Raw genomic sequence first — 18,776 nt, forward strand, 5'->3', positions numbered from 1 at the left:
CTCCCTCGTGCGCGATCACCGAAGTGGCTGATCCACCATCCTCACCTGGCTCGCGACGGGACCCGACGGGTCCTCGAGCGGCTCCGCTCAACAGAACCACGATTCGGTGAGCCGCGGTGGCTCCGGTCGCTTGGTCCGTCGCTTCGGTGGCGTACTCGGGGCTCTCCGACCGGCGGCCTCATAGGCTGCGGCCCGGACGACCGCGAACATCTCGTAGGGATCCCAGCCTTCCCGCGTCGCCTGTTCCACGACTGCAGCGACGCGTCGCTGGAGCGCATCCATCCGCTGATCCGGATGACGCCAGGTATAGGTGAAGTTCGCTTCGTCCAGCGGGCCGAGATACGGGAGCACGTCAGGCTGCTCGAGCAAGGCCGAGCCGGGAGGAATCAAGAGCCGGATGGAGAGATGGACCGCATCGACATGCTCGATCAACTCCTCGTCCTCGATGAACTGCAGAAGGTCGAGGTAGTCGTCCAGGGTCGTCCACGGGGTGAACGGAAGGAGCGACGGACGGAGCGCGATACCTGCGGCATCGCAGATCCGCAAGGCCTCGATCACGTCCGCTCGGGTGTGACCCTTTCTGATCGCCTGCAAGGCAGGCTCGCTCAAAAGCTCCACCGCCGACACGACGAAGAGACAACCGAGTCGCCTGAACTCGGACATCAGGTCTCGATGCCGGACGATGTGCTCGATTCGCGCGGTGAAGTCGAACGTGACGTCGGGGAACTCCTCGTGAAGTGCTCGGCAAATGCGCAGACTGTGCGTCGGCCCATTGAGGAAGTCCGGATCCCCGAACGTGATGTGCCGTGCGCCGTGCGCGACCTGCTGACGGATGTCCGCGAGCACCACCGATCGCGGAATCGCGAAGAAGCGGCCCCGATAGACCGGGACCACCGGACAATGGGCGCACGTATGGTGACAGCCGCGTGTCGTCTCCGTGTAACCGGCAGGCACCACCCGTTCTCCGGCCACGAGATGCGCATAGTGCCGCAGCCCCGGCAGTGAATCACGGGCTGGCACCGGGTACTCGAACCGTATCAGAGCCGGCCCCGCCGGTCGCTCGCGCGTGACCACACCCGGCACGTCGACGCTCGTACCGCGTTCCAGGGCTTGGACCAGTCCGAGGAGCGGCAGCTCGATCTCACCACCGATCACACTGTCGGCGATGTGTCGCAAGAGATAATCACGATTGAGCCAGGCGTAGAGACCGTAATAACAGAGATGCGCCGCCGGAGCGACCGCGCGGATTCGCTGGCCGAGGGCGACCCCCAAGCGCAAGGCCGTATGCATCGGGACAGAGATCGCGATCGCCCGCGCTCGCGCGATCGTTTCGTCGTCGAGACGCTGGACCGCGGTGTCCACAGCGACGGGCTGATACCCCGCTGCACGCAGCGTGGCCAGCGGGAGCGCTACGCTCAGCGGCTGGTGACCGAGTTCGTAACAGGAAAGCAGCAGAATCGCGCCAGGCTGACGGAAGTCGGGTCGCCCGTTGGGCGCGTTCACTCCTCTCCGGTCGACTGCCATGCTGACCTCCGCAACCCTCCGGTAAGCGTAACATGTCGCCCACCTGCTCGCCGGTCCCCGGCTCACCCACCCGCTGGCCCTGCGCCGGTTGCTCGGAGCGATTCCAGCGACAGTGGGCATCGGCGAACGTCAGCAGCGCTCCCGCTGCCTGCCACTCGACCGAGTGCAGTGCTACACTCAGAGGCCAATCGTGTCGTTGGGTGGGGGGAGGAAGATGACCCGAGGTACCGTCGCACCGGAGATTTCGTCGCGTGTCCGTTCGATCCCGCCGTCACCGATCCGCGGTCTCGCGCCGCTCGCCGAAGCTGCCAAAGCACGCGGAATTCACGTCATCCACCTCAATATCGGTCAACCCGATCTACCTCCCCCACCGGGAGTCGCGGCGGCGCTGGCTGCAGCTGCGACGCAACCGCCGGTCTACACGGCGTCACAGGGTATTCCCCAACTACTGGACGCCTGGGCGCGGTACTACGAGCGCATCGGCCTTGCCATCTCACCCGAGCAGGTAGTCGCCACCGGCGGTGCGAGCGAGGCATTGTCGCTCGCGGTTCTGGCCACGACCGACCCCGGTGACCGCATTCTGGTGCCGGAACCGTTCTACGCGCCGTACTATGGCATCCTCGCTGCCGCTGGTGTCGAACTGGTACCGATCCCGGCCCCCGAACGATACGGGCCGGTCACTCCGCAGGCGATCCAGGAACGACTGGGACCGCGCACCCGAGGAATCCTGCTTTGTAGCCCTGCCAACCCGACCGGTACGCTGTACGAGCGCGACCAGTTCGCTGCTATTGCTGAACTGGCCCGCGAGCATGGGCTGTTTTTCTATAGCGACGAGACGTATCGCGAGCTGGTCTTCCGCGGCTCACGCGCGGCGAGCGCCCTGGAAATGCCAGGACTGGAGCAGCACGTCATCGTCATCGACAGTGTTTCCAAGCGCTTCAACGCCTGTGGTCTGCGCATCGGCGCTCTCATCAGTCGGAATCCGGATGTCATTGCGGCTGCTGTCTCGCTCGCCGAACTCCGCTTGTCTCTCCCTCTCCCTGCTCAACTCGCCGCTGCGGCTGCCCTCGAGGCCCCGGCCACCTACGTTGCCGAGGTCGTCACCACCTACCGACGACGCCGCGACGCAGCGCTGGCTGCGCTGGCGCGGCTCCCTGGTGTCCACGTCGTGCCACCCGATGGCGCGCTGTATCTCGTCGCCGAGCTTCCGGTCGACGATGCGGCGCACTTTGCCGCCTGGCTCCTGACCGATTTCACTCATCATGGCGAGACGGTCATGCTCGCACCGCTCAGCGGTTTCTTCGCGACACCGGGAGCAGGTCGGAACGCTGTCCGCCTCGCGCTCGTTCAGCCGGAGCCGGTACTCGAGCACGCCGCCGAACTGCTCGGCGAAGCACTGGCTCGGTATTCCGGTCGCACGACCTGAATCCCGCGAGGCCACCAGACCAGCGAGGGGCGATCGACCGCACGCCGCAGTCCTGGCTGACCCTGCTGCCTCACCCCGATGAGGACGTGGAGGCCTTCGTCGGTCGTCGCGGAAACAGCCCCTCGATCTCGTAGAACTCGTACATGCGCAACATCTGCTGCAACTCAGGATCGGCGTGGCGGTAGAGTCCCTCCATGAGCCCATTTGCAACGACCGGGTCGAACAGCTTATGGAACTTGTTGTTCTGGATAGCGATGAACAGCTTGTAGAGATCGATCAGTTCAGTGGAACTCAGCGGAGTCTCGCGGTCGGTCTTGATCACGCGTCCACTGGCCATCCGTACCCGCAGCCCATGCTGCTGGGCGAAGCGGTTGAGTTGCTGCTCGAACTCGAGCGCCACACGCGGATAATCGAAAAGGACAAGCTTCAGATAGATCGACTCGACAGCCAGCGTGAACAGCTCGATGATCTTCACCCGGTTCGGCGGCACCGCCTCGACCAGACCCAGTCGGTACAAACGGTACAGCGCCCGCGCTGTCTCGAACTGGGTCCAACCCACCTCGCGGGCGATCGTCGCCACGTCCCGCTGCCCATCTACCTGCTGGTAAATTGTGTCGAGTTCCGGCGGGATCGGCCGCTCCACCTTGCGACGCCGAAAAATCACCGAGACCGAGGGGATGACCGGGCTGAACTGGATCCACTCGTCGACTCGACGTGTTCCCTCCAGGACTAGTTGCAAGCTGTCGACGCTCACGGGGATGCCGTCCTCGTACAGGCATTCTCCGGCGCGGAAAGTGAACCGACAGTTCCGCCACAAGAACAGGGTATAGATCGCAACTTCCAGCTGCTGCTCGCGACAGCGTTCGATATCCTCCGGGACGATCCGCCCTCGCTCGAGCAGGTGCGTCAGGAGGCTTTCCTCGTCCGGGTGCTCTGCTTGCAACTGCTCCAGCTCCCGACCGCTCAGCCGTCCCGCCCGAACGAGGAGCTCGATCAAGGTCGGCAAGCGCGACCCAGCGGCCACATAGGTGATACGCCCCCGCTCGAAGGTGATCGTGCGCGTGTTCCAGCCTTGGATCAGTGTCAGTGTTCCTGTCTTGTGCGTGTACCCGATCATCTGGAGAAGATCGGAAAGCGTGAACGCTCCCAAGCGCCCTTCCAAATCGGGACCGAGCGAGTCGTTTCCCGGTCGTTTCGTCGTCGCCCCACTCATGGTCGCACGAGTTCCACTGCTGCCCGGCCCTCGTTGCCTGCTCGATCGACAGCACGGACTTCGAGTCGGAGCGGTGGGCCTGGTAACGGCCACGGCGTCTCCCACAGTGTGATCCATTCGTCGGCCCCCGGCAATGGATCGAGGGTACCGATCTCCTGCCCGTCCACCCACAACCCGACGCGTTCGATCCCGCCGAGATCGCTGATTCGTGCCCGCACGGTCAGGAACCGCCTCTCCACACGGCTTCCTGCCTCTGGCCGCTCGATCACCACCTGTGGTGCCTGGCGATCCCAGGCGAGCGCTCGCCACGCCGCACGAGCGATCGCTGCATATCCCGCGTTGGTCGGATGGATATCGACCGGCCACCAGGTCCACTCGCCCGTCCGGCCCCGGAACTCCTTGTCCAGATCGACCACGAGCGCCCCGACTGACTCCGCACCAGCTCGGATCGCCCGATCGAACTGCGCGATCCACCAGCTGTCGCTCCGCGGTGCCCTGGCATCCCCTTCGGTCGGGTCGTAGAGCGTGAGGGCCAGGAGCGGAACATCGCCGACAGCGCTGCGGATCACCCGCATCGCCTCGGCATAGTTCGCCTCGAAGGCTGCAAGTTGCTCCTCCCGTTCGACCTCATCGGCGGCTCGGAGTTGGAGAAGATCGTTCCCACCCAGACTGATCAGCACGAAGCGGATCGCCCGCCCCTCTGCTCGCAGGCGAGCCACCGTCTGGCGCAGTCGTTCCGCTTGCCCACCGCGCAGAAACGATTCGGTGCGTTCTCCCGGCACCGCGAGACTCACGAGCTCGCTCTTCTCCCCCCAGTAGGTGCTCGCCCACTCGCAGAGCAGCGCGGCCGCACTTCGTTCTCGCGGCAACGTACTTCCCACACCGGCAGCGAGCGAGTCACCTACCGCCAAGCACGCGCTCGGCGGTGCGGCGGCCGAGCCGAACGGCACCGCGGCCAAAATCACCATCCCCACGAGGACGAGGCGACGTATGCCGGACAGCATCATCGGCTCGTTCCGACAGGAACCCCGATGCGACGCATCGTCGTCGCGACCAACTCGCGTACTTCCTCGTGACTGAGCGCTGCCAGCGCCTCCTCCACGTCCATGAGCACGGTATCCCGCCCCAGGTGCTGCGCGAATGCTGGCCCGGGCTTCGCCTGGACGAGCATGTAAACGACACGCCGCCGCTTGCCGCCCGCCTCGAACTCGAGCGCCCCTGCCCAGCCGATCAGCTCGGCGATCAAACCCATCTCCTCGGCCACCTCGCGCAAGGCAGCACGGTAGGCCGCCTCGCCCGGCTCGATGTGCCCTTTCGGGAGTACCAGTGTCCCATCACGAGCACGCCGGATCGCGAGCTTCCTTTCCTCGGGCAGCCACACCACGGCACCCGCTTGCGGAACCACCAGGTCGTCCGCACGACCGAACGCCGAAAGCTCCAACTCCGCCCGCAACTTGGCGTAGGTCACGGGAATCAGCTCAGGAATCACCATCGTGTTCGCCAGGATGGGCATGAAGTTGGCATCCCCCTGCCAACGCGGCACCACGTGCACATGCACATGGTCGCTGATCCCCGCCCCCGCGACCGCACCGAGGTTGAGGCCGATGTTGAAACCATCGCACCGTAAGGCCCGGCGCTGCGCTGTCGTGAGCCATGCCACCAGTTCGAAAAGCTCAGCGATCGTCGCCGGATCGAGTTCGGCCAAGTCCGCCACGTGGTCGAAGGGTACCGCCATCGCGTGTCCCGTGTTGTAGGGGAAGAGGTTCATGATCAGGTACGCCCGCCGCCCGCGCAGCAGGATCAGTTCTCCGACATCGTCACCGAGCGCCGGCTTCTCGCAGAAGATGCAACCCCGATGGCGTATCTCTCCCTCCACATAGCGCAGTCGCCACGGCGCCCAGAGTCGTTCCATCTCCTCCGCTCCTCGTCCAGCCACGTGCCCTGGCTCGGTCGCGTCAATCCTAGCACCGTGATCGGTCTGCCCGAGACACTTCTTCGTCAGCTCCCTGTCGCTCTCGAGAGCGATTGCTGCCACAGCTGGGGCAGTCCACCCGCTCTGCTCTCTTCCCGTCTCGGACGAGCGATCAGCGGAACGCTCCTCGTCCGGTCGTTCGGCGCTTCCCACCGTGTTGCTCGATCGATCCCGATGCGGTCGCCGCGATCCTTCTCGACAGGATCGGTGTGCGTCCGTACCGTGTGTCCTCCGCTATACTACCGGCAGCACGACGCGTTGCCTGGGGGGCACGATGCGCGACGACGCGGCGGCAACGCACGGCGAAGGGGAGTCGGGATTGGCGGTACGCAGCACCTCGGTGATCGCTCCGCGACGCCGGCGCTCCTTCTGGCGTGTCTGGATACCGCGCTTCGCTCAAGCGCTCCTCGATGGGATATTACTGGCCATCGCTTTCTGGCTCGCTTATCTGATCCGGTACCACTGGGAATTCGGTGGCGAGGTTCCGTCTTCGTTCATCCAGCCCTTCAGCGCCTTCGTCGGACGCACGGCGCTCTTCGTCACCGCCACGCTGCTGATTCTCGCGCTCCGCGGACTGTACCGTCTCCCACGTTGGACGAGTTTTCTCGATGAGGCCTCGATCATCGCCAGTGGTGTCACCACCGGCATGGCGATCACCATCCTGTACAGTTTCCTGTCGCGCTTTTCCCCTTCGCGGCTGATCTTCATCTACGCCTGGCTCTTGGCCATCGTCCTGCTTGTGACCCAACGTTTGATCGGTCGTTGGATCCGCTCTTGGCTCTGGGCCCACGATCGAGGCGTCGACCGTGTGGTCGTCATCGGGAGCGGTCCAGCAGCCCGCCGCATCATGCAGTATCTCTACAATCATCCGCGTCTCGGCTACCGCGTTCTCGGCTACGTCGATCTGGAGCCACCGCTCGAGCCGCTGGCACTCGGCACCGAGCGGGGAGTCGTGCAACCGCCTTACCTCGGTACCCTCGACGAGGTCGTCGATCTGATTCGCCGGACCGATGTCGACGAGGTGATCGTCGCACTGCCGCCCGCTCATCACGATCGTGTCCTCGAGATCGTCGAGCAGTGCCGCGAACTCGATGTCGCCTTCTCCCTGGTACCGGACCTTTTCGAACTCGCACTCGATCGCGTCCAGATCAGCGAGGTGGCAGGGCTCCCGCTGATCGGCATCAAGGAAAGCCAGCTCCAGGGATGGAACTGGTTCGTCAAGCGTACGATGGATATCCTCATCGCCTCCATGGTTCTCGTCCTGGCGGCCCCGCTCATGCTGCTCATCGCCCTCGCCATCAAGCTCGATTCTCCCGGCCCCGTCCTTTTCCGTCAGACCCGGATCGGGAAAGGCGGCAAGCCGTTCACGCTCTACAAATTCCGCTCGATGTACGACGGTGCTGAGCGCCTCCAAGAATCCCTCCAGCGCGCGACCGGGCGCGGTCCCCTGCTGTTCAAGCTCCGCCAGGATCCGCGCGTCACGCGTGTCGGACGTTTCCTGCGCCGCACCAGTCTGGACGAACTCCCGCAGTTCTTCAACGTGCTCAAGGGAGAGATGAGCGTCGTCGGACCACGCCCCCCGGTCCCGGAAGAGGTCGCCGAGTACCAGGACTGGCACCTGCAGCGACTCCTCGTCACCCCTGGCCTCACCGGTCTTTGGCAAGTGAATGGGCGCAGCGACCTCACCTTCGACGAAATGGTCCGGCTCGACCTCTACTACGTCGAAAACTGGTCACCCTGGCTCGACCTCAAGGTCATCTTGCGGACTGTCCCCGTCGTCCTCACCGGCCGCGGCGCATACTGATCCGCCCTCTCGAGGGTTCACCCGTTCGCTGCTCATTCCGGGGCAGCACGCACGTTCTCCCGCGCGCTGACCTGCGCTCGGGCTCTCACGCGGCCAGTTACCCGTCAACGCAGCGCACGAGGATCGTCCTGAGCACCCTCTGGTGAACGATCGGGCGACGACGCATCAGGAATCGATCGCCCGATGTGGTACACTCGTTCGGAGCATTCAGTCAGTTCCGTTCTGCGCTCGGTGGGAACCGAGCGGTCAGGAGTCTCCGATGACACCGTGGATCGAACAAGAGCTCGCCAGACATCGCCGGCGAGAACTCGAAGCGGAGGCCGATGCCTACCGGCGCGCGAGTAGCCTGCAACCAGCTGCCACGTCGTGGCGGAAGCGCCTCGGTACTGCCGTCATTCGCGCCGGACAGTGGATCGCTGGCTCGCCCACTCCGGCCTGACTCCCCTTGCACTCTCCCTCGCGAACTGCCCGGCTGCGCTATCATGGGGCGGGGAAGCGAGGGGTGCGCAGCGTGCGCGTTGCCATCGTCCACGACTATCTGAACCAATACGGGGGAGCCGAGCGCGTCCTGGAAGCGCTTCATGACCTCTATCCCGATGCACCGATCTATACATCCCTCTATGCACCCGACCGCCTGCCTGCTTTCTACCGGACGTGGGACATCCGTACTACCTGGCTCCAGCGGTTTCCAGGGAGTCGCCGGCGCCATCAGCTCTATCTGCCGCTGTATCCCCTCGCTTTTTCGGGACTCCGCCTGGGAAACTACGACCTCGTGATCAGTTCCTCGAGCGCCTTCGCCAAGGGTGTCCACGTTCGACCCGGCACTCTCCACATCTGCTATTGCCACAGTCCGATGCGCTTCGCCTGGAACTTCGAGCAATACGCTGCCCGCGAAGCGCTCCCCGTCTGGCTCCGCCGGCTCCTGCCACCGCTCATGGCCTGGCTGCGTCGCTGGGATCGCGCCACTGCCCAGCGGCTCGACGCGATCGCCGTCAACTCTCGTGCCGTCGCCGAACGCGTCCGGCGCTTTTGGGGACGCGAGGCGACCGTTATCCACCCACCAGTCTCCATCGACCGCGTGCAGCCGCTCCCGCCCGACGAGGTCGGCGACTATTTCCTCGTCGTCTCGCGCCTCGTCCCCTACAAGCGACTCGATCTCGTCATCGAGGCCTGTAATCAGCTGCGTCTCCCGCTCAAGATCATCGGGGACGGGCGTGATCGCCCAGCGCTGGAACGACTGGCAGGCCCGACGATCGAGTTCCTCGGCGCTGTCCCGGACGAGGAGAAGTTCGCTCTCCTGGCACGCTGTCGTGCCGCGGTCTTTCCTGCTGAGGACGACTTCGGCATCGCTCAGGTCGAGGTCCAAGCCGCGGGCCGCCCAGCTATCGCACTGGCCCGCGGAGGCGCCACCGAAACGGTCGTCGATGGCGTGACCGGTGTCCTCTTCCCCGAACAGACGGTCGATTCGCTCATCGCTGCCTTCCGCCGCTTCGCCCAGCTCACCTTCGATCCCTCGACGATTCGCGCGCATGCCGAGCGTTTCCGACCCGAGCGCTTCGCTGCCGAGTTCACTGCCTTCGTCCAGGCACGCCTGGTTCGGCAGCTCCACCCCGCCGAGCGGAAGGAGGCTCTCGCCCGGTGGAACTGAAGGCCTATCTGGCGATCCTCTGGCGTCAGCGCTGGCTCGTCCTCTTCGTGCCAGCCGTCGCACTCCTGGCCATCATCGTACAAGCCATCCGCTATCAGCCACGCTATACCGCGAGCGCAGCCGTTATCGTCACGCGCCTGCCGCAGGAGACGCCTGCCGATCAGTACCGCTACGATGAGTATTATCTCTATCTGACCAACGAGTATACGGTCGATGATTTCACCGAGGTCGTCCGCGGAAACGTCTTTGCGAGCGATGTCGCCCAGCGTGCGACCGCCGCTTTGGGTACTCCCATCACACCGGGGGAAGTCCAGGGCAGCTTCTCGGTGACGCGCCGGAACCGAGCCGTCCTCCTGTCCGTCTCTGCACCCGATGCCCAGCGCGCCGTCGCCATCGCCCAGGCTGCGGTCGCCGCTTTGCGCGAGCGCGGCACACAGTACTTCGGCTTCAATGACCCAGCCCGTCAGGTCATCGTCCAGGTGATCGACGACCCGCAGAGTGCGGTACCCGATACCACGCGTACTCGCCTCCTCTGGGCGATCCAGCTCGTCCTCGCCTTCGTCATCGGCGTCTTTCTCGCTTTCCTGGCCGATTCCCTCTCCGACGCACTCCACGACCCCGAAGACGTTCGACGCGCGCTCGACCTCCCAGTCGTGACAGTCATTCCTGCTCCCCCCGAGAGGAGAGGCCGTGCGTCCTGAGGAGTACCTGGCTATCGTCTTGCGTCGTTGGTGGGTCGTTCTCCTGGCTGGCCTCGTGGCCGCCGCCGTGGCTTTCTTCTACAGCAGCTCCATGCCACCGACGTATCAGGTCAGTGTCCGTCTCATGGCGGTCGCCCAGCCACCCGACTACTGGCTCGATCTCTACGCCAAAAACCGGTTAGCATCCTTCCAGGATCTCATCCGCAACGGTGACTTCGTCGCCAGCGCTCTGGCCCGAGCGGGGCTCTCCGCTGATCCTGGTCAGGTCCTCGGCTCGCTCCAGCTCGGTCGTAATCAGGACAGCAATGTCATCCAACTCGTGGTGACCGACACTGACCCGGCTCGCGCGGCGCGCGTCGCCAATGCCCTCGCTGATGCCTTCGTGGCCCAGACGATGGCTGAGAACCAGCGGATCCTCGAACAGTTCCGCGACCCGTTCGGCCAGCGCATCCAGGGGACCGTCACGGTTCTCAAGCTGGACACCGCCTCGCCACCCAGTGTCCCGGTCGGGCCACGCACGCGCCTCAACACTATTGGCGGGCTCGTGCTCGGTCTCGCCTTCGGCATTCTGGTCACCTTCGGGATCGAGTATTTCGAGGACGTTTTGCGGACGGCACGCGAAACCACGCGCGCACTCGGCCTGCCCGTTCTCAGCGAGATCCGGCTGGCACGCGATCGACGATCGAGACGTGTGGAGGAGACGATGCCCAAGCTGGTCGTGCTCGAGGAACCGTTGTCCGCTGCTGCTGAGTCCTACCGGACGCTCCGTGCGAGCGTACTCGGTCGCGAGGCAGCCGGCGCATCGTGCCGGACAATCCTGGTCTGCGGCATCGGCCGCGACTCGCGCGATGCCGCATCCGTCGCCGCCAATCTCGCTGCTGCACTCGCCATTGCCGGCGAGCGCACGCTCCTGGTCGATGCCGATCTCCGCCAGCCATCACTCCACACCCTCTTGCCCAGTTCCCCCTCGACCGGTCTGGCCGAAGCACTCCTCTCGTCCGAGGAACGACCCATTCCATCACAACCTACCCCGGTCAGCGAGCTCGCACTCATTCCCGCCGGTACGCTTCCGGCAGGCACCAATCCCGCCGATCTCCTCGCCCGAGCCCCCTCGCTCGCTCGCCTCGCTCAGCTGCGCGAGCGAGCCGACCGGGTCGTCCTCCACACCGCACCGTTACCCGAGTGCGGTGAGGCACTCGTCTTATCTCGCCTCGCCGACGGTGTGCTGCTCGTCGTGCGCAGCGGGCGAACCTCGCGGAGCATAGCCCAGCGAGCCAAAGAGCAGCTGGAGCGCGTCGGTGCTTCCCTGATCGGCGTCGTCCTCCTGACCGGGTGAGTGCGCATTCCTTCCTTGCCTCGCTCGGTGAAGAGAGACGGCAGACCGATCTTCCGGGGTGCTCACTCCGTCCACATCGAATCGTTCAGACTCCATCATGGCCGCTCGCACCCCGCGTCATGAGCGAGCGGCTCGAGGTTCCTGGCCCGCGTCCCGCTGCGCCAACAGCTTCGCCTCAACCCGCACGCTCGAGCAACCTCGCGGAGACCAGCCGATCCAACACTTCGCGAAGAGTCGCTCTCGGTAAGCCTGTCGCCTCGACGAGTTGCTGTTCCGTACGCTGCCCTTCCAGCACCGCCATCAGCACCGCCCGTTCCTCGGGCAGGAGTCGATCGAGCATCGACCGGTCGATCGGACCAGTCGTCAAGCGCACTCCGGCACGTCGCTCATCGGCGCGTCGGATCGCGTTCAGGATCAGCTTCGTCATCGGCGCATCATCCAGGACGGTCTCCTCGTCCGGGATGAGTGGCGGCTCGGGCACGAAGGCGAAGGACGCATCGGCTGCCCCGAGCACCCGCACCAGAACTTCCTCGAACTGCTGGGCCAGTGCGCGCTTGATCTGCTGATGGGTCACGAAGCCCAACTCCGTGAGGATCTGTCCGAGCCGGCGTCGCCCATCCGTCACCGCTTGCAGCGCGAGCGCTTGCTCCAGTTGTTCCTCACTGATGTCCCCGAGCTGCAGCAGCATCTGGCCGAGTCGAAGCTGTGCATCGCTGCTCAGAACCGCCGCGATCCGTCCACGATCGAGCACCAGCGTCACTTCCTCGACCCGTGTCCGCAGCGTCAGTCGGCCCGTCTGCCCAGCCCGCGTCAAAGCCTGCAGGAGGATATGCAGCGGCAAATCGCTCAGGTCACCGTAAATCGGCATTGCCGCCCGCCTCGTAGCCGAATTCCCGGAGCGAAAAACCTGGTGCGCATCCACTGTGTTGGAGAAAGCGCTCGATCACGCGGGTCAGTTGCGTCTCGTCGAGGACGACAGTCAAGAGCGCGAAATCGACCAACCTGCCCGTCATCCGAACGATCCGGCAACCGACCATCTCCGGAAGCCGCACGAGCAGCTGGTAAAAGTGGGTGAGCGTTGTCAGCCGCTCTGGCACGACCACGGTCAAATCCCAGCGACGCAGGTTCGGAAGAGTGCGCATCGCGAGTACGCGACAGGGGAGAGGATACGTCTGGCACGGTCGGGCCACCTGCTCGCGCACAACGACACCGGCGAGCGCTCGCGCCAGCCGTTCCACTGCCGGATCGACCCCGAACGTCTGCCACCCCTCTCCGCCCACCGCGACCTCGCTCTCACCGCTCCTCGTACCGATCCGCTGCCGCTAGCATAGCGGACGAGTGGGCAGAGAGGATCCGACCATCAACTGGCCGTCGCCAGCTCGAATCGCGGCCGTTCCGTATCACCAGGCAGCCGACCCGTGCTCACCAACCAGTGCAAGAAGCGCAGTCGTGCCAGTTGCTGCGGGGCCAGTTCGACGATCTCTTCCATCGGCCGTACGGTCACCGGCGTCGTGCGCCAACCCACCGCATTGAGGAGTTCCGCCACCACCGTGCTCGGCGACCCCCCGAACAGCCGATCCAGCGGAACCGTCACTTCCATACCCCCGCTCAACAGGAAATGCACACGGTCCCGCTCCAGGCACCAGCCGGTCAATGGGAGGCCAGCCGACCGTACCGCATTCAAGATGATAGCCAGCGCTTCACGGTACTCACTCATGGCTCCACCCTCCTCGAGTCCTTCACCCCTCCCGCGCCCGGTCGAGCGCTGCGAGGAGATTGCTCAGGGCAGTATCCGGCGTCTCACCGACGGCAACCGGCGGACAACGCAGTTGTCGGCGCCAGTACTGCAGGACGAAACAGGACTGAGCAGCCTCCGGCGGTAGTTGCGCCGGCTCACAGGCGACCGCAACCCAGCGCGGCTGGCGTTCGTCACTGCACGGATCGCGAAAAATCGTGATCGGCCATCGAATCAGAGCACCGTTCTCGTTCACCGCTAGCCCTGCCGCCCCTCGCTTGTCCGGTGCGAACCTGCTTCACCCTCTATTCTCGGCCGCGCAGCTCCACGAGCCTCTAGGCCGTTCGTCCCAAGTTCGCACCAGCGCTGCTCTGTGAATGTACACGAGTACGTACGCACCCAGTCTAGCCATGGGGGGCTCGCTTGTCAACCCCTCGACGTCCCGGCTCGCACCAGGAACGCAGAGACTCTTGGCCTCGGCTCGACTGCACTCACCAGGCTTGCTGACAGTCAGGCACGACTCGATGGCATCGACGCCCCTGGCGAGACCAGGAAAGACGCGCCTGCGACACGACCAGACTGCTCTGCGTCAGAGGTGCGCCTGCCTGGTGATCGCACGACATCGACGCCGATCGTTCTCCGAGCACAACAGAGCCGTCCGGAAAGCACCTCCCGAACGGCTCCATCCCGTCACATCCAATCGACTGCCGCAAAACGAGCTGGGTCCAACCCGAGTCAGCGAGCGAACCTCCGATCGTGCCCCTCGACGACGACCACGCGGCTCGCCCCGATCGTTACCGCCACGGCTCGGCCAGAGTCACCTCGTCTGTCGGTGTCAGGCATTGCGCCACTGTGGCTGGCGCTTTTCCAGGAAGGCGCAGATCCCCTCCTGCGCGTCCGCTGCCAGCGCGTTGAGCGCCATCACTTCCATCGCGTAGGCATAGGCGAGGTGCTCAGGAAGCTCCAGTTGTCGGTAGAACGCTTGCTTACCGATCCCGACCACGTAGCGGCTCGCTGCTCGGATCTTCTCCGCCAGTTCCCAGGTGGCAGCCTCCAGTTCCTCAGCCGGGACGACTCGGTTCACCATCCCCAGCTGCGCCGCCTCCTCCGCCGTGATCGGTTCACCGGTCACCAAAAGCTCGAACGTCTTCTTCGGCGGCAGTACCCGGCTCACCGCCACCATCGGAGTCGAGCAGAACAACCCGATCTTCACGCCTGGAGTCTGGAAGCGTGTCCCGGCCGCCGCCACGATGAGGTCGCAGGTCGCAGCCAACTGGAAGCCCGCGGCAGTCGCCAGCCCATGGACTTGAGCGATCACCGGCTGGGGGATCGATCGGATCGTCTGCATCAGCGTCGTACAGACCGCGAAGATACGGCGCGCGGTCGGCGTATCGCATCCGGTCAGCTCGTTCAAGTCGTGACCAGCGCAGAAGATCGGCCCGGCACCGCGCAAGATTGCGACCGCGATGTCCCGATCCTCACCGATCCGCCGGAAGGCATCCGTCAGCTCCTCCATGTGCGCGACCGAGAGCGCGTTCCGCTTCTCCGGACGGTTCATCGTCACCACAGCGATCCCATCGCGCACATCGGTCAGGATGTACTGGTAGGTTCTCTGCTCGGTCGCGGTCATCGTTGTCCCTCCTTCCGGCCTCGCCGGCTCGCGCTCCGGTTCCCTCAGTCGTCTGCGGGCTCGCTGGGCCGCCCATCCGTTCCGGCACCGACGAGTTCGCGATCCACATCGTCCGGTCGGAACGTCTTGGCGTGGCCCCGCCAGCGCTGTGCCTCCTTGTAAATGCAGCGGTTCATCACCACTGCCAGGCCGCCCTCCGTCGCGATCCGTGCCGCCTCCGGGCTGACCACACCCTCTTGCAACCACAATACCCGTGCGCCGTGCTCGACTGCCTCGCGGGCGACGGCGGGTGCATGCTCGCTCGCCCGGAAGACCACCACGACATCAGCCCGTTCGGGGAGTTCGCGGAGCGAGGAGTACGCCCGCTCGCCGAGCGCTTCGTCGATGAGCGGGTTGACCGGGATGATCCGGTAGCCGAGCCGCTTGAGTTTCTGCGCCACGCGATAGCTGGGACGAGCCGGGTCATTGGAAAGCCCGACGATCGCCAGGACGAGCGGCCGACGGGTTCCGTTCTCTTCCACGAAGGCCCGCGTGCACACCGAGCGGATCACCCGCTCGTCGTTGAGCACGACCTGCGACACCTCTTCGCGCGCTCGGCCGTCACCACCTGCTGCCAGGCCAGTCGCGATCCGCAAGGCCCGATCCAGGTCAGCCTTCAGATCCTCGACATGCTCGATGCCGACTGCCAGCCGGATCAAGTCATCCCCCACCCCAGCTGCCACTCGTTGCTCGGGAGTCAGCTGCCGGTGCGTGGTGCTCGCCGGATGGATGATCAGCGACTTGGCATCGCCCACGTTCGCCAGGTGCGACCACAGCGCCACGTTGTCGATGACCTTGATGCCGGCTTCCATCCCACCCTTCACGCCGAAGACGACGACCGCGCCATAGCACCCTTCCCGCAAGTACTTGCGCGCCAGGTGATGCGACGGGTGCTCTGGCAAGCCCGGGTAGGCCACCCAGGCCACGGCCGGATGCCTGGCTAGCCAGCGCGCGATCTCCAGCGCGTTGGCGCAATGCCGGTCCATCCGCACATGCAGCGTCTCCAGTCCCACTAGGAGCAGGAACGCATTGAACGGGCTCATGCAAGCGCCCACGTCGCGCATCATGTGCGCCCGCAGCTTGGTCACATAGGCCAAGCTGCCGAAATCCTTCCAGTAGGAGATCCCGTGGTAGCCTGGATCCGGCTCGACGAGTCGCGGGAACTTGCCGTTCCCCCAGTCGAAACGGCCAGCATCGACCACCACGCCACCGATCGCGATGCCGTGCCCGCCGATCCACTTGGTCGCCGAATGCACCACGATGTCCGCGCCCCACTCGATCGGGCGGCACAGGTAGGGTGTCGCGAACGTGTTGTCGATGATCAACGGGATTCCATGCTCGTGCGCGATGCGCGCCACCGCCTCGATGTCCAGTACGTCGAGCCGCGGGTTCCCGATCGTCTCAGCGTAGATGCACTTCGTTCGCTCGGTGATCGCTCGTCGGAAATTCTCCGGATCGGACGGCTCGACGAACCGGACCGTGATCCCCAGGTCAGAGAGCGTGTTGGCGAACAGCGCGACCGTTCCCCCGTACAGGCTCGTGCTCGCCACGACCTCGTCACCGGCCCGCGCGATGTTCAGGATCGCCAGCGTGGTCGCCGCTTGACCGCTCGCCGTCGCGACCGCCGCCACCCCTCCTTCCAGGTACGCCACCCGCTTTTCGAAGACCTCGACCGTCGGGTTGCTGATCCGCGTGTAGATATGTCCAGGCTCATCCAGATTGAACAGTTGCGAGGCGTGGTCGGCATCGTGGAAGACGAACGATGTCGTCTGATAGATGGGAACCGCCCGCGCTCCCGTGGCTGGATCGGGCGCTTGCCCGGCATGCACAGCCAGTGTCTCGATCGCATAGTTCCGAAACGGATCTCGCTCGCTCGCCACCCTGGTTCCTCCCTCGCTCGTTCTACCGGTGTGCCCGACCAGCACGCCGAGCCAGCCTGCTCGAATCTTACCCCCTGCGTCTCGCACCAGCGCGTCGCTGGCTCAGCCCAATGACCGACCACAGCGCCGCCCGCCGGCGAGCCAACTGAACCACCATGCGCGTCATCAGTGGATCCGCTTGTCGTAGCCAGCCCACTCTCGCTCGCGCAGCACGAACTTCTGGATCTTCCCCGTCGAGGTCTTGGGCAAGCTCTCGACCAACTCGACCTGCTTCGGGCACTTGTAGTGGGCCAGACGGTCCCGGCAGAATGCGATCAATTCTTCCGGCGTCGCGTGCATTCCTGGCTTCAGTACGACGAACGCTTTCGGTACCTCGCCCCACTTCTCGTCTGGAATACCGATGACCGCGCACTCCAGCACCGCGGGATGCTGGTAGAGCGCACGCTCGACCTCGATCGTCGAGATGTTCTCCCCACCGCTGATGATGATGTCCTTTTTGCGATCGCGCAGCTCGATGTACCCATCCGGATGCACCACCGCCAGGTCACCGGAGTGGAACCAGCCGCCAGCGAACGCCCGAGCGGTCGCCTCCTCGTCGCGGTAATACCCCTTCATCACGTTGTTGCCACGCATGACCACTTCACCCAGCGTCTCCCCGTCCGCTGGGACATCGCGCATCGCCTCGTCGACCACCCGCAGTTCCGGCGCATGGATGTATCCCACACCTTGCCGTGCCTTGAGTCGCGCACGCTCTTCCAATGGCAAGGCGTCCCACTCCTCGTGCCACTCACAGACGGTGTGCGGACCGTACGTTTCGGTCAGGCCATAGACGTGCACGATGCGGGCACCCATCGCTTCCATCGCGGCGATCGTCGCTGGCGCCGGTGGTGCCGCCGCGGTCAGCACGGTGAGCGGTCTGGGGAACCGGTAGTCGGGACTCGGCCGTCCTTGCAACAGCATGATCAGCACAGTCGGCGCACCGCAGAAATGCGTCACGCCTTCCTGCTCGATCAGCTGGAAGATGCGGGACGGATCGACCTTGGGCAGCACCACGTGCGTCGCTCCGATCCCGGTCACAGCGTACGGGAAGTACCAGCCATTGCAGTGGAACATCGGCAACGTCCAGAGATAGGCGCTTTCCGGCACGAGTCGGGCCTCGATGATCTCCCCCAACGCGTTCAAGTACGCGCCGCGATGCGTCACCATCACACCCTTCGGCCGACCGGTCGTCCCGCTCGTGTAGTTGATGCTCAGCACCTCCTCCTCGTCACGGAGCGGGTACACCGATGGATCCGGTGAGCCTTCCGCCAGCAGTGCCTCGTACTCGACATCGGCAAACGATGCGCGAGCCGGCGGCGCATCGCCGTGACGGCTATCGATATCGGCCCAGACGACGAGCCTGAGTTCCGGAAGGGCTCCCCGGATCGGCTCGACGAGGCTCGCCAGTGCTCCGTCCAGGATCAGCGCTCGGGCGCCTGAGTGCTCCAGGATGTAGCGCACCTCCTCGCTCGAAAGGCGCACGTTGATCGGAACCAGGACCCCACCCATTTGGGGTACGGCGAAGTGGGCCTCCAGCGCCTCCAAGCTGTTCCGGCACAGGACAGCGACCCGATCGCCCGGCTGCAAGCCCCGACCGCGCAGTGCGCTGGCGAGCCGGTAGACGCGGGCACCGAACTCGCGGTACGTCAACCGCCGGTTTCCATCCACCACTCCGACCTTGTCGGGAAAGACGTGCAACGTCCGCTCCAGCAGCATGAGCGGTGTCAGGAGCGAGCGATAGGGCGGGAGCCCCTCCCATTGGGGCCGCGACCAGAGCTGTTGGAAGAGCGGCGTCGTCCGTGTCTGCATCATCATCTCCCTCCGCCTCT

The 18,776-nt window shown here is 65.0% G+C and carries 17 protein-coding genes; 6 read left to right on the forward strand and 11 right to left on the reverse strand.

The window, feature by feature from the left end; all coding sequences use genetic code 11:
- Positions 1-87: 87 nt before the first annotated feature.
- Positions 88-1,524, reverse strand: a complete 1,437-nt coding sequence (locus TRD_RS12835) for a CUAEP/CCAEP-tail radical SAM (seleno)protein (RefSeq protein ID WP_012643191.1) — start codon at positions 1,522-1,524, stop codon at positions 88-90.
- A 214-nt stretch (positions 1,525-1,738) separates the two neighbouring features.
- Here TRD_RS12835 and TRD_RS12840 point away from each other — a divergent pair, with 214 nt between their 5' ends.
- Positions 1,739-2,950 carry a pyridoxal phosphate-dependent aminotransferase gene (locus tag TRD_RS12840; RefSeq protein WP_012642490.1) on the forward strand — a complete coding sequence of 404 codons (1,212 nt, stop codon included), beginning with the start codon at positions 1,739-1,741 and terminating at the stop codon, positions 2,948-2,950.
- Positions 2,951-3,020: 70 nt separating this feature from the next.
- On the opposite strand, the gene TRD_RS12845 is transcribed toward TRD_RS12840, so the two are convergent.
- Genes TRD_RS12845 through TRD_RS12855 form a run of 3 tightly spaced genes read right to left on the reverse strand, consistent with a single transcriptional unit; the run spans position 3,021 to position 6,075 of the window.
- Complete coding sequence (locus TRD_RS12845; protein ID WP_012642962.1) at positions 3,021-4,163, reverse strand: DUF4388 domain-containing protein; 1,143 nt, start codon at positions 4,161-4,163, stop codon at positions 3,021-3,023.
- Positions 4,160-5,167 (reverse strand): GDSL-type esterase/lipase family protein, encoded by a 1,008-nt coding sequence (locus tag TRD_RS12850; protein WP_012643294.1) that lies wholly within the window; start codon positions 5,165-5,167, stop codon positions 4,160-4,162. Before TRD_RS12850 ends, TRD_RS12845 begins: the two co-directional genes overlap by 4 nt.
- On the reverse strand, positions 5,167-6,075 hold the full coding sequence (locus TRD_RS12855; RefSeq protein WP_041437813.1) for an NUDIX domain-containing protein: 909 nt from the start codon (positions 6,073-6,075) through the stop codon (positions 5,167-5,169). The genes TRD_RS12850 and TRD_RS12855 overlap by 1 nt, the downstream gene beginning before the upstream one ends.
- 334 nt (positions 6,076-6,409) lie before the next feature.
- Between TRD_RS12855 and TRD_RS12860 the strand changes: the two genes are divergently transcribed.
- The 5 genes from TRD_RS12860 to TRD_RS15020 all read left to right on the forward strand — a co-directional run bounded on the left by TRD_RS12860 (position 6,410) and on the right by TRD_RS15020 (position 11,624).
- Complete coding sequence (locus tag TRD_RS12860; protein ID WP_143714828.1) at positions 6,410-7,939, forward strand: undecaprenyl-phosphate glucose phosphotransferase; 1,530 nt, start codon at positions 6,410-6,412, stop codon at positions 7,937-7,939.
- 259 nt (positions 7,940-8,198) lie between these two features.
- Positions 8,199-8,378 carry a hypothetical protein gene (locus tag TRD_RS14480; RefSeq protein WP_012642792.1) on the forward strand — a complete coding sequence of 60 codons (180 nt, stop codon included), beginning with the start codon at positions 8,199-8,201 and terminating at the stop codon, positions 8,376-8,378.
- A gap of 63 nt (positions 8,379-8,441) precedes the next feature.
- On the forward strand, positions 8,442-9,587 hold the full coding sequence (locus TRD_RS12870) for a glycosyltransferase (protein ID WP_143714829.1): 1,146 nt from the start codon (positions 8,442-8,444) through the stop codon (positions 9,585-9,587).
- On the forward strand, positions 9,578-10,288 hold the full coding sequence (locus tag TRD_RS12875) for a YveK family protein (RefSeq protein WP_012642433.1): 711 nt from the start codon (positions 9,578-9,580) through the stop codon (positions 10,286-10,288). Before TRD_RS12870 ends, TRD_RS12875 begins: the two co-directional genes overlap by 10 nt.
- Positions 10,278-11,624 carry a tyrosine-protein kinase domain-containing protein gene (locus tag TRD_RS15020; RefSeq protein ID WP_012642945.1) on the forward strand — a complete coding sequence of 449 codons (1,347 nt, stop codon included), beginning with the start codon at positions 10,278-10,280 and terminating at the stop codon, positions 11,622-11,624. Before TRD_RS12875 ends, TRD_RS15020 begins: the two co-directional genes overlap by 11 nt.
- A gap of 175 nt (positions 11,625-11,799) precedes the next feature.
- On the opposite strand, the gene TRD_RS12885 is transcribed toward TRD_RS15020, so the two are convergent.
- From TRD_RS12885 to TRD_RS12915, 7 genes are all read right to left on the reverse strand, one after another.
- A complete protein-coding gene (locus TRD_RS12885) occupies positions 11,800-12,492 on the reverse strand; it encodes a DUF4388 domain-containing protein (protein ID WP_012642644.1) in 693 nt (230 codons plus the stop codon).
- The gene (locus TRD_RS12890) at positions 12,476-12,904 is read right to left on the reverse strand and encodes a hypothetical protein (protein WP_012643276.1); all 429 of its coding nucleotides are present in this window, start codon (positions 12,902-12,904) and stop codon (positions 12,476-12,478) included. The genes TRD_RS12885 and TRD_RS12890 overlap by 17 nt, the downstream gene beginning before the upstream one ends.
- Positions 12,905-12,984: 80 nt before the next feature.
- Entirely contained in the window at positions 12,985-13,341 is a 357-nt protein-coding gene (locus TRD_RS12895) for a hypothetical protein (protein WP_012642834.1), read from the reverse strand.
- A gap of 22 nt (positions 13,342-13,363) precedes the next feature.
- Positions 13,364-13,615 (reverse strand): hypothetical protein, encoded by a 252-nt coding sequence (locus tag TRD_RS12900; RefSeq protein ID WP_012642539.1) that lies wholly within the window; start codon positions 13,613-13,615, stop codon positions 13,364-13,366.
- 579 nt (positions 13,616-14,194) lie between these two features.
- Positions 14,195-14,989, reverse strand: coding sequence for an enoyl-CoA hydratase (locus TRD_RS12905; protein WP_012643183.1), 795 nt, complete (start codon positions 14,987-14,989; stop codon positions 14,195-14,197).
- A gap of 44 nt (positions 14,990-15,033) precedes the next feature.
- Positions 15,034-16,908 carry a PLP-dependent aspartate aminotransferase family protein gene (locus TRD_RS12910; RefSeq protein WP_143714830.1) on the reverse strand — a complete coding sequence of 625 codons (1,875 nt, stop codon included), beginning with the start codon at positions 16,906-16,908 and terminating at the stop codon, positions 15,034-15,036.
- Between the two features lie 165 nt (positions 16,909-17,073).
- Positions 17,074-18,756 (reverse strand): acyl--CoA ligase family protein, encoded by a 1,683-nt coding sequence (locus TRD_RS12915; RefSeq protein ID WP_012642858.1) that lies wholly within the window; start codon positions 18,754-18,756, stop codon positions 17,074-17,076.
- Between the last annotated feature and the right edge of the window lie 20 nt (positions 18,757-18,776).

The sequence above is a fragment of the Thermomicrobium roseum DSM 5159 genome (genome assembly GCF_000021685.1).
Lineage (GTDB): Bacteria > Chloroflexota > Chloroflexia > Thermomicrobiales > Thermomicrobiaceae > Thermomicrobium > Thermomicrobium roseum.

What these genes read in the sequence shown, in the direction of transcription:
- TRD_RS12835 (WP_012643191.1), bottom strand. Translation starts at nt 1,524, where the DNA reads ATGGCAGTCGACCGGAGAGGAGTGAACGCGCCCAACGGGCGACCCGAC.
- TRD_RS12840 (WP_012642490.1), top strand. Translation starts at nt 1,739, where the DNA reads ATGACCCGAGGTACCGTCGCACCGGAGATTTCGTCGCGTGTCCGTTCG.
- TRD_RS12845 (WP_012642962.1), bottom strand. Translation starts at nt 4,163, where the DNA reads ATGAGTGGGGCGACGACGAAACGACCGGGAAACGACTCGCTCGGTCCC.
- TRD_RS12850 (WP_012643294.1), bottom strand. Translation starts at nt 5,167, where the DNA reads ATGCTGTCCGGCATACGTCGCCTCGTCCTCGTGGGGATGGTGATTTTG.
- TRD_RS12855 (WP_041437813.1), bottom strand. Translation starts at nt 6,075, where the DNA reads ATGGAACGACTCTGGGCGCCGTGGCGACTGCGCTATGTGGAGGGAGAG.
- TRD_RS12860 (WP_143714828.1), top strand. Translation starts at nt 6,410, where the DNA reads ATGCGCGACGACGCGGCGGCAACGCACGGCGAAGGGGAGTCGGGATTG.
- TRD_RS14480 (WP_012642792.1), top strand. Translation starts at nt 8,199, where the DNA reads ATGACACCGTGGATCGAACAAGAGCTCGCCAGACATCGCCGGCGAGAA.
- TRD_RS12885 (WP_012642644.1), bottom strand. Translation starts at nt 12,492, where the DNA reads ATGCCGATTTACGGTGACCTGAGCGATTTGCCGCTGCATATCCTCCTG.
- TRD_RS12895 (WP_012642834.1), bottom strand. Translation starts at nt 13,341, where the DNA reads ATGAGTGAGTACCGTGAAGCGCTGGCTATCATCTTGAATGCGGTACGG.
- TRD_RS12905 (WP_012643183.1), bottom strand. Translation starts at nt 14,989, where the DNA reads ATGACCGCGACCGAGCAGAGAACCTACCAGTACATCCTGACCGATGTG.
- TRD_RS12915 (WP_012642858.1), bottom strand. Translation starts at nt 18,756, where the DNA reads ATGCAGACACGGACGACGCCGCTCTTCCAACAGCTCTGGTCGCGGCCC.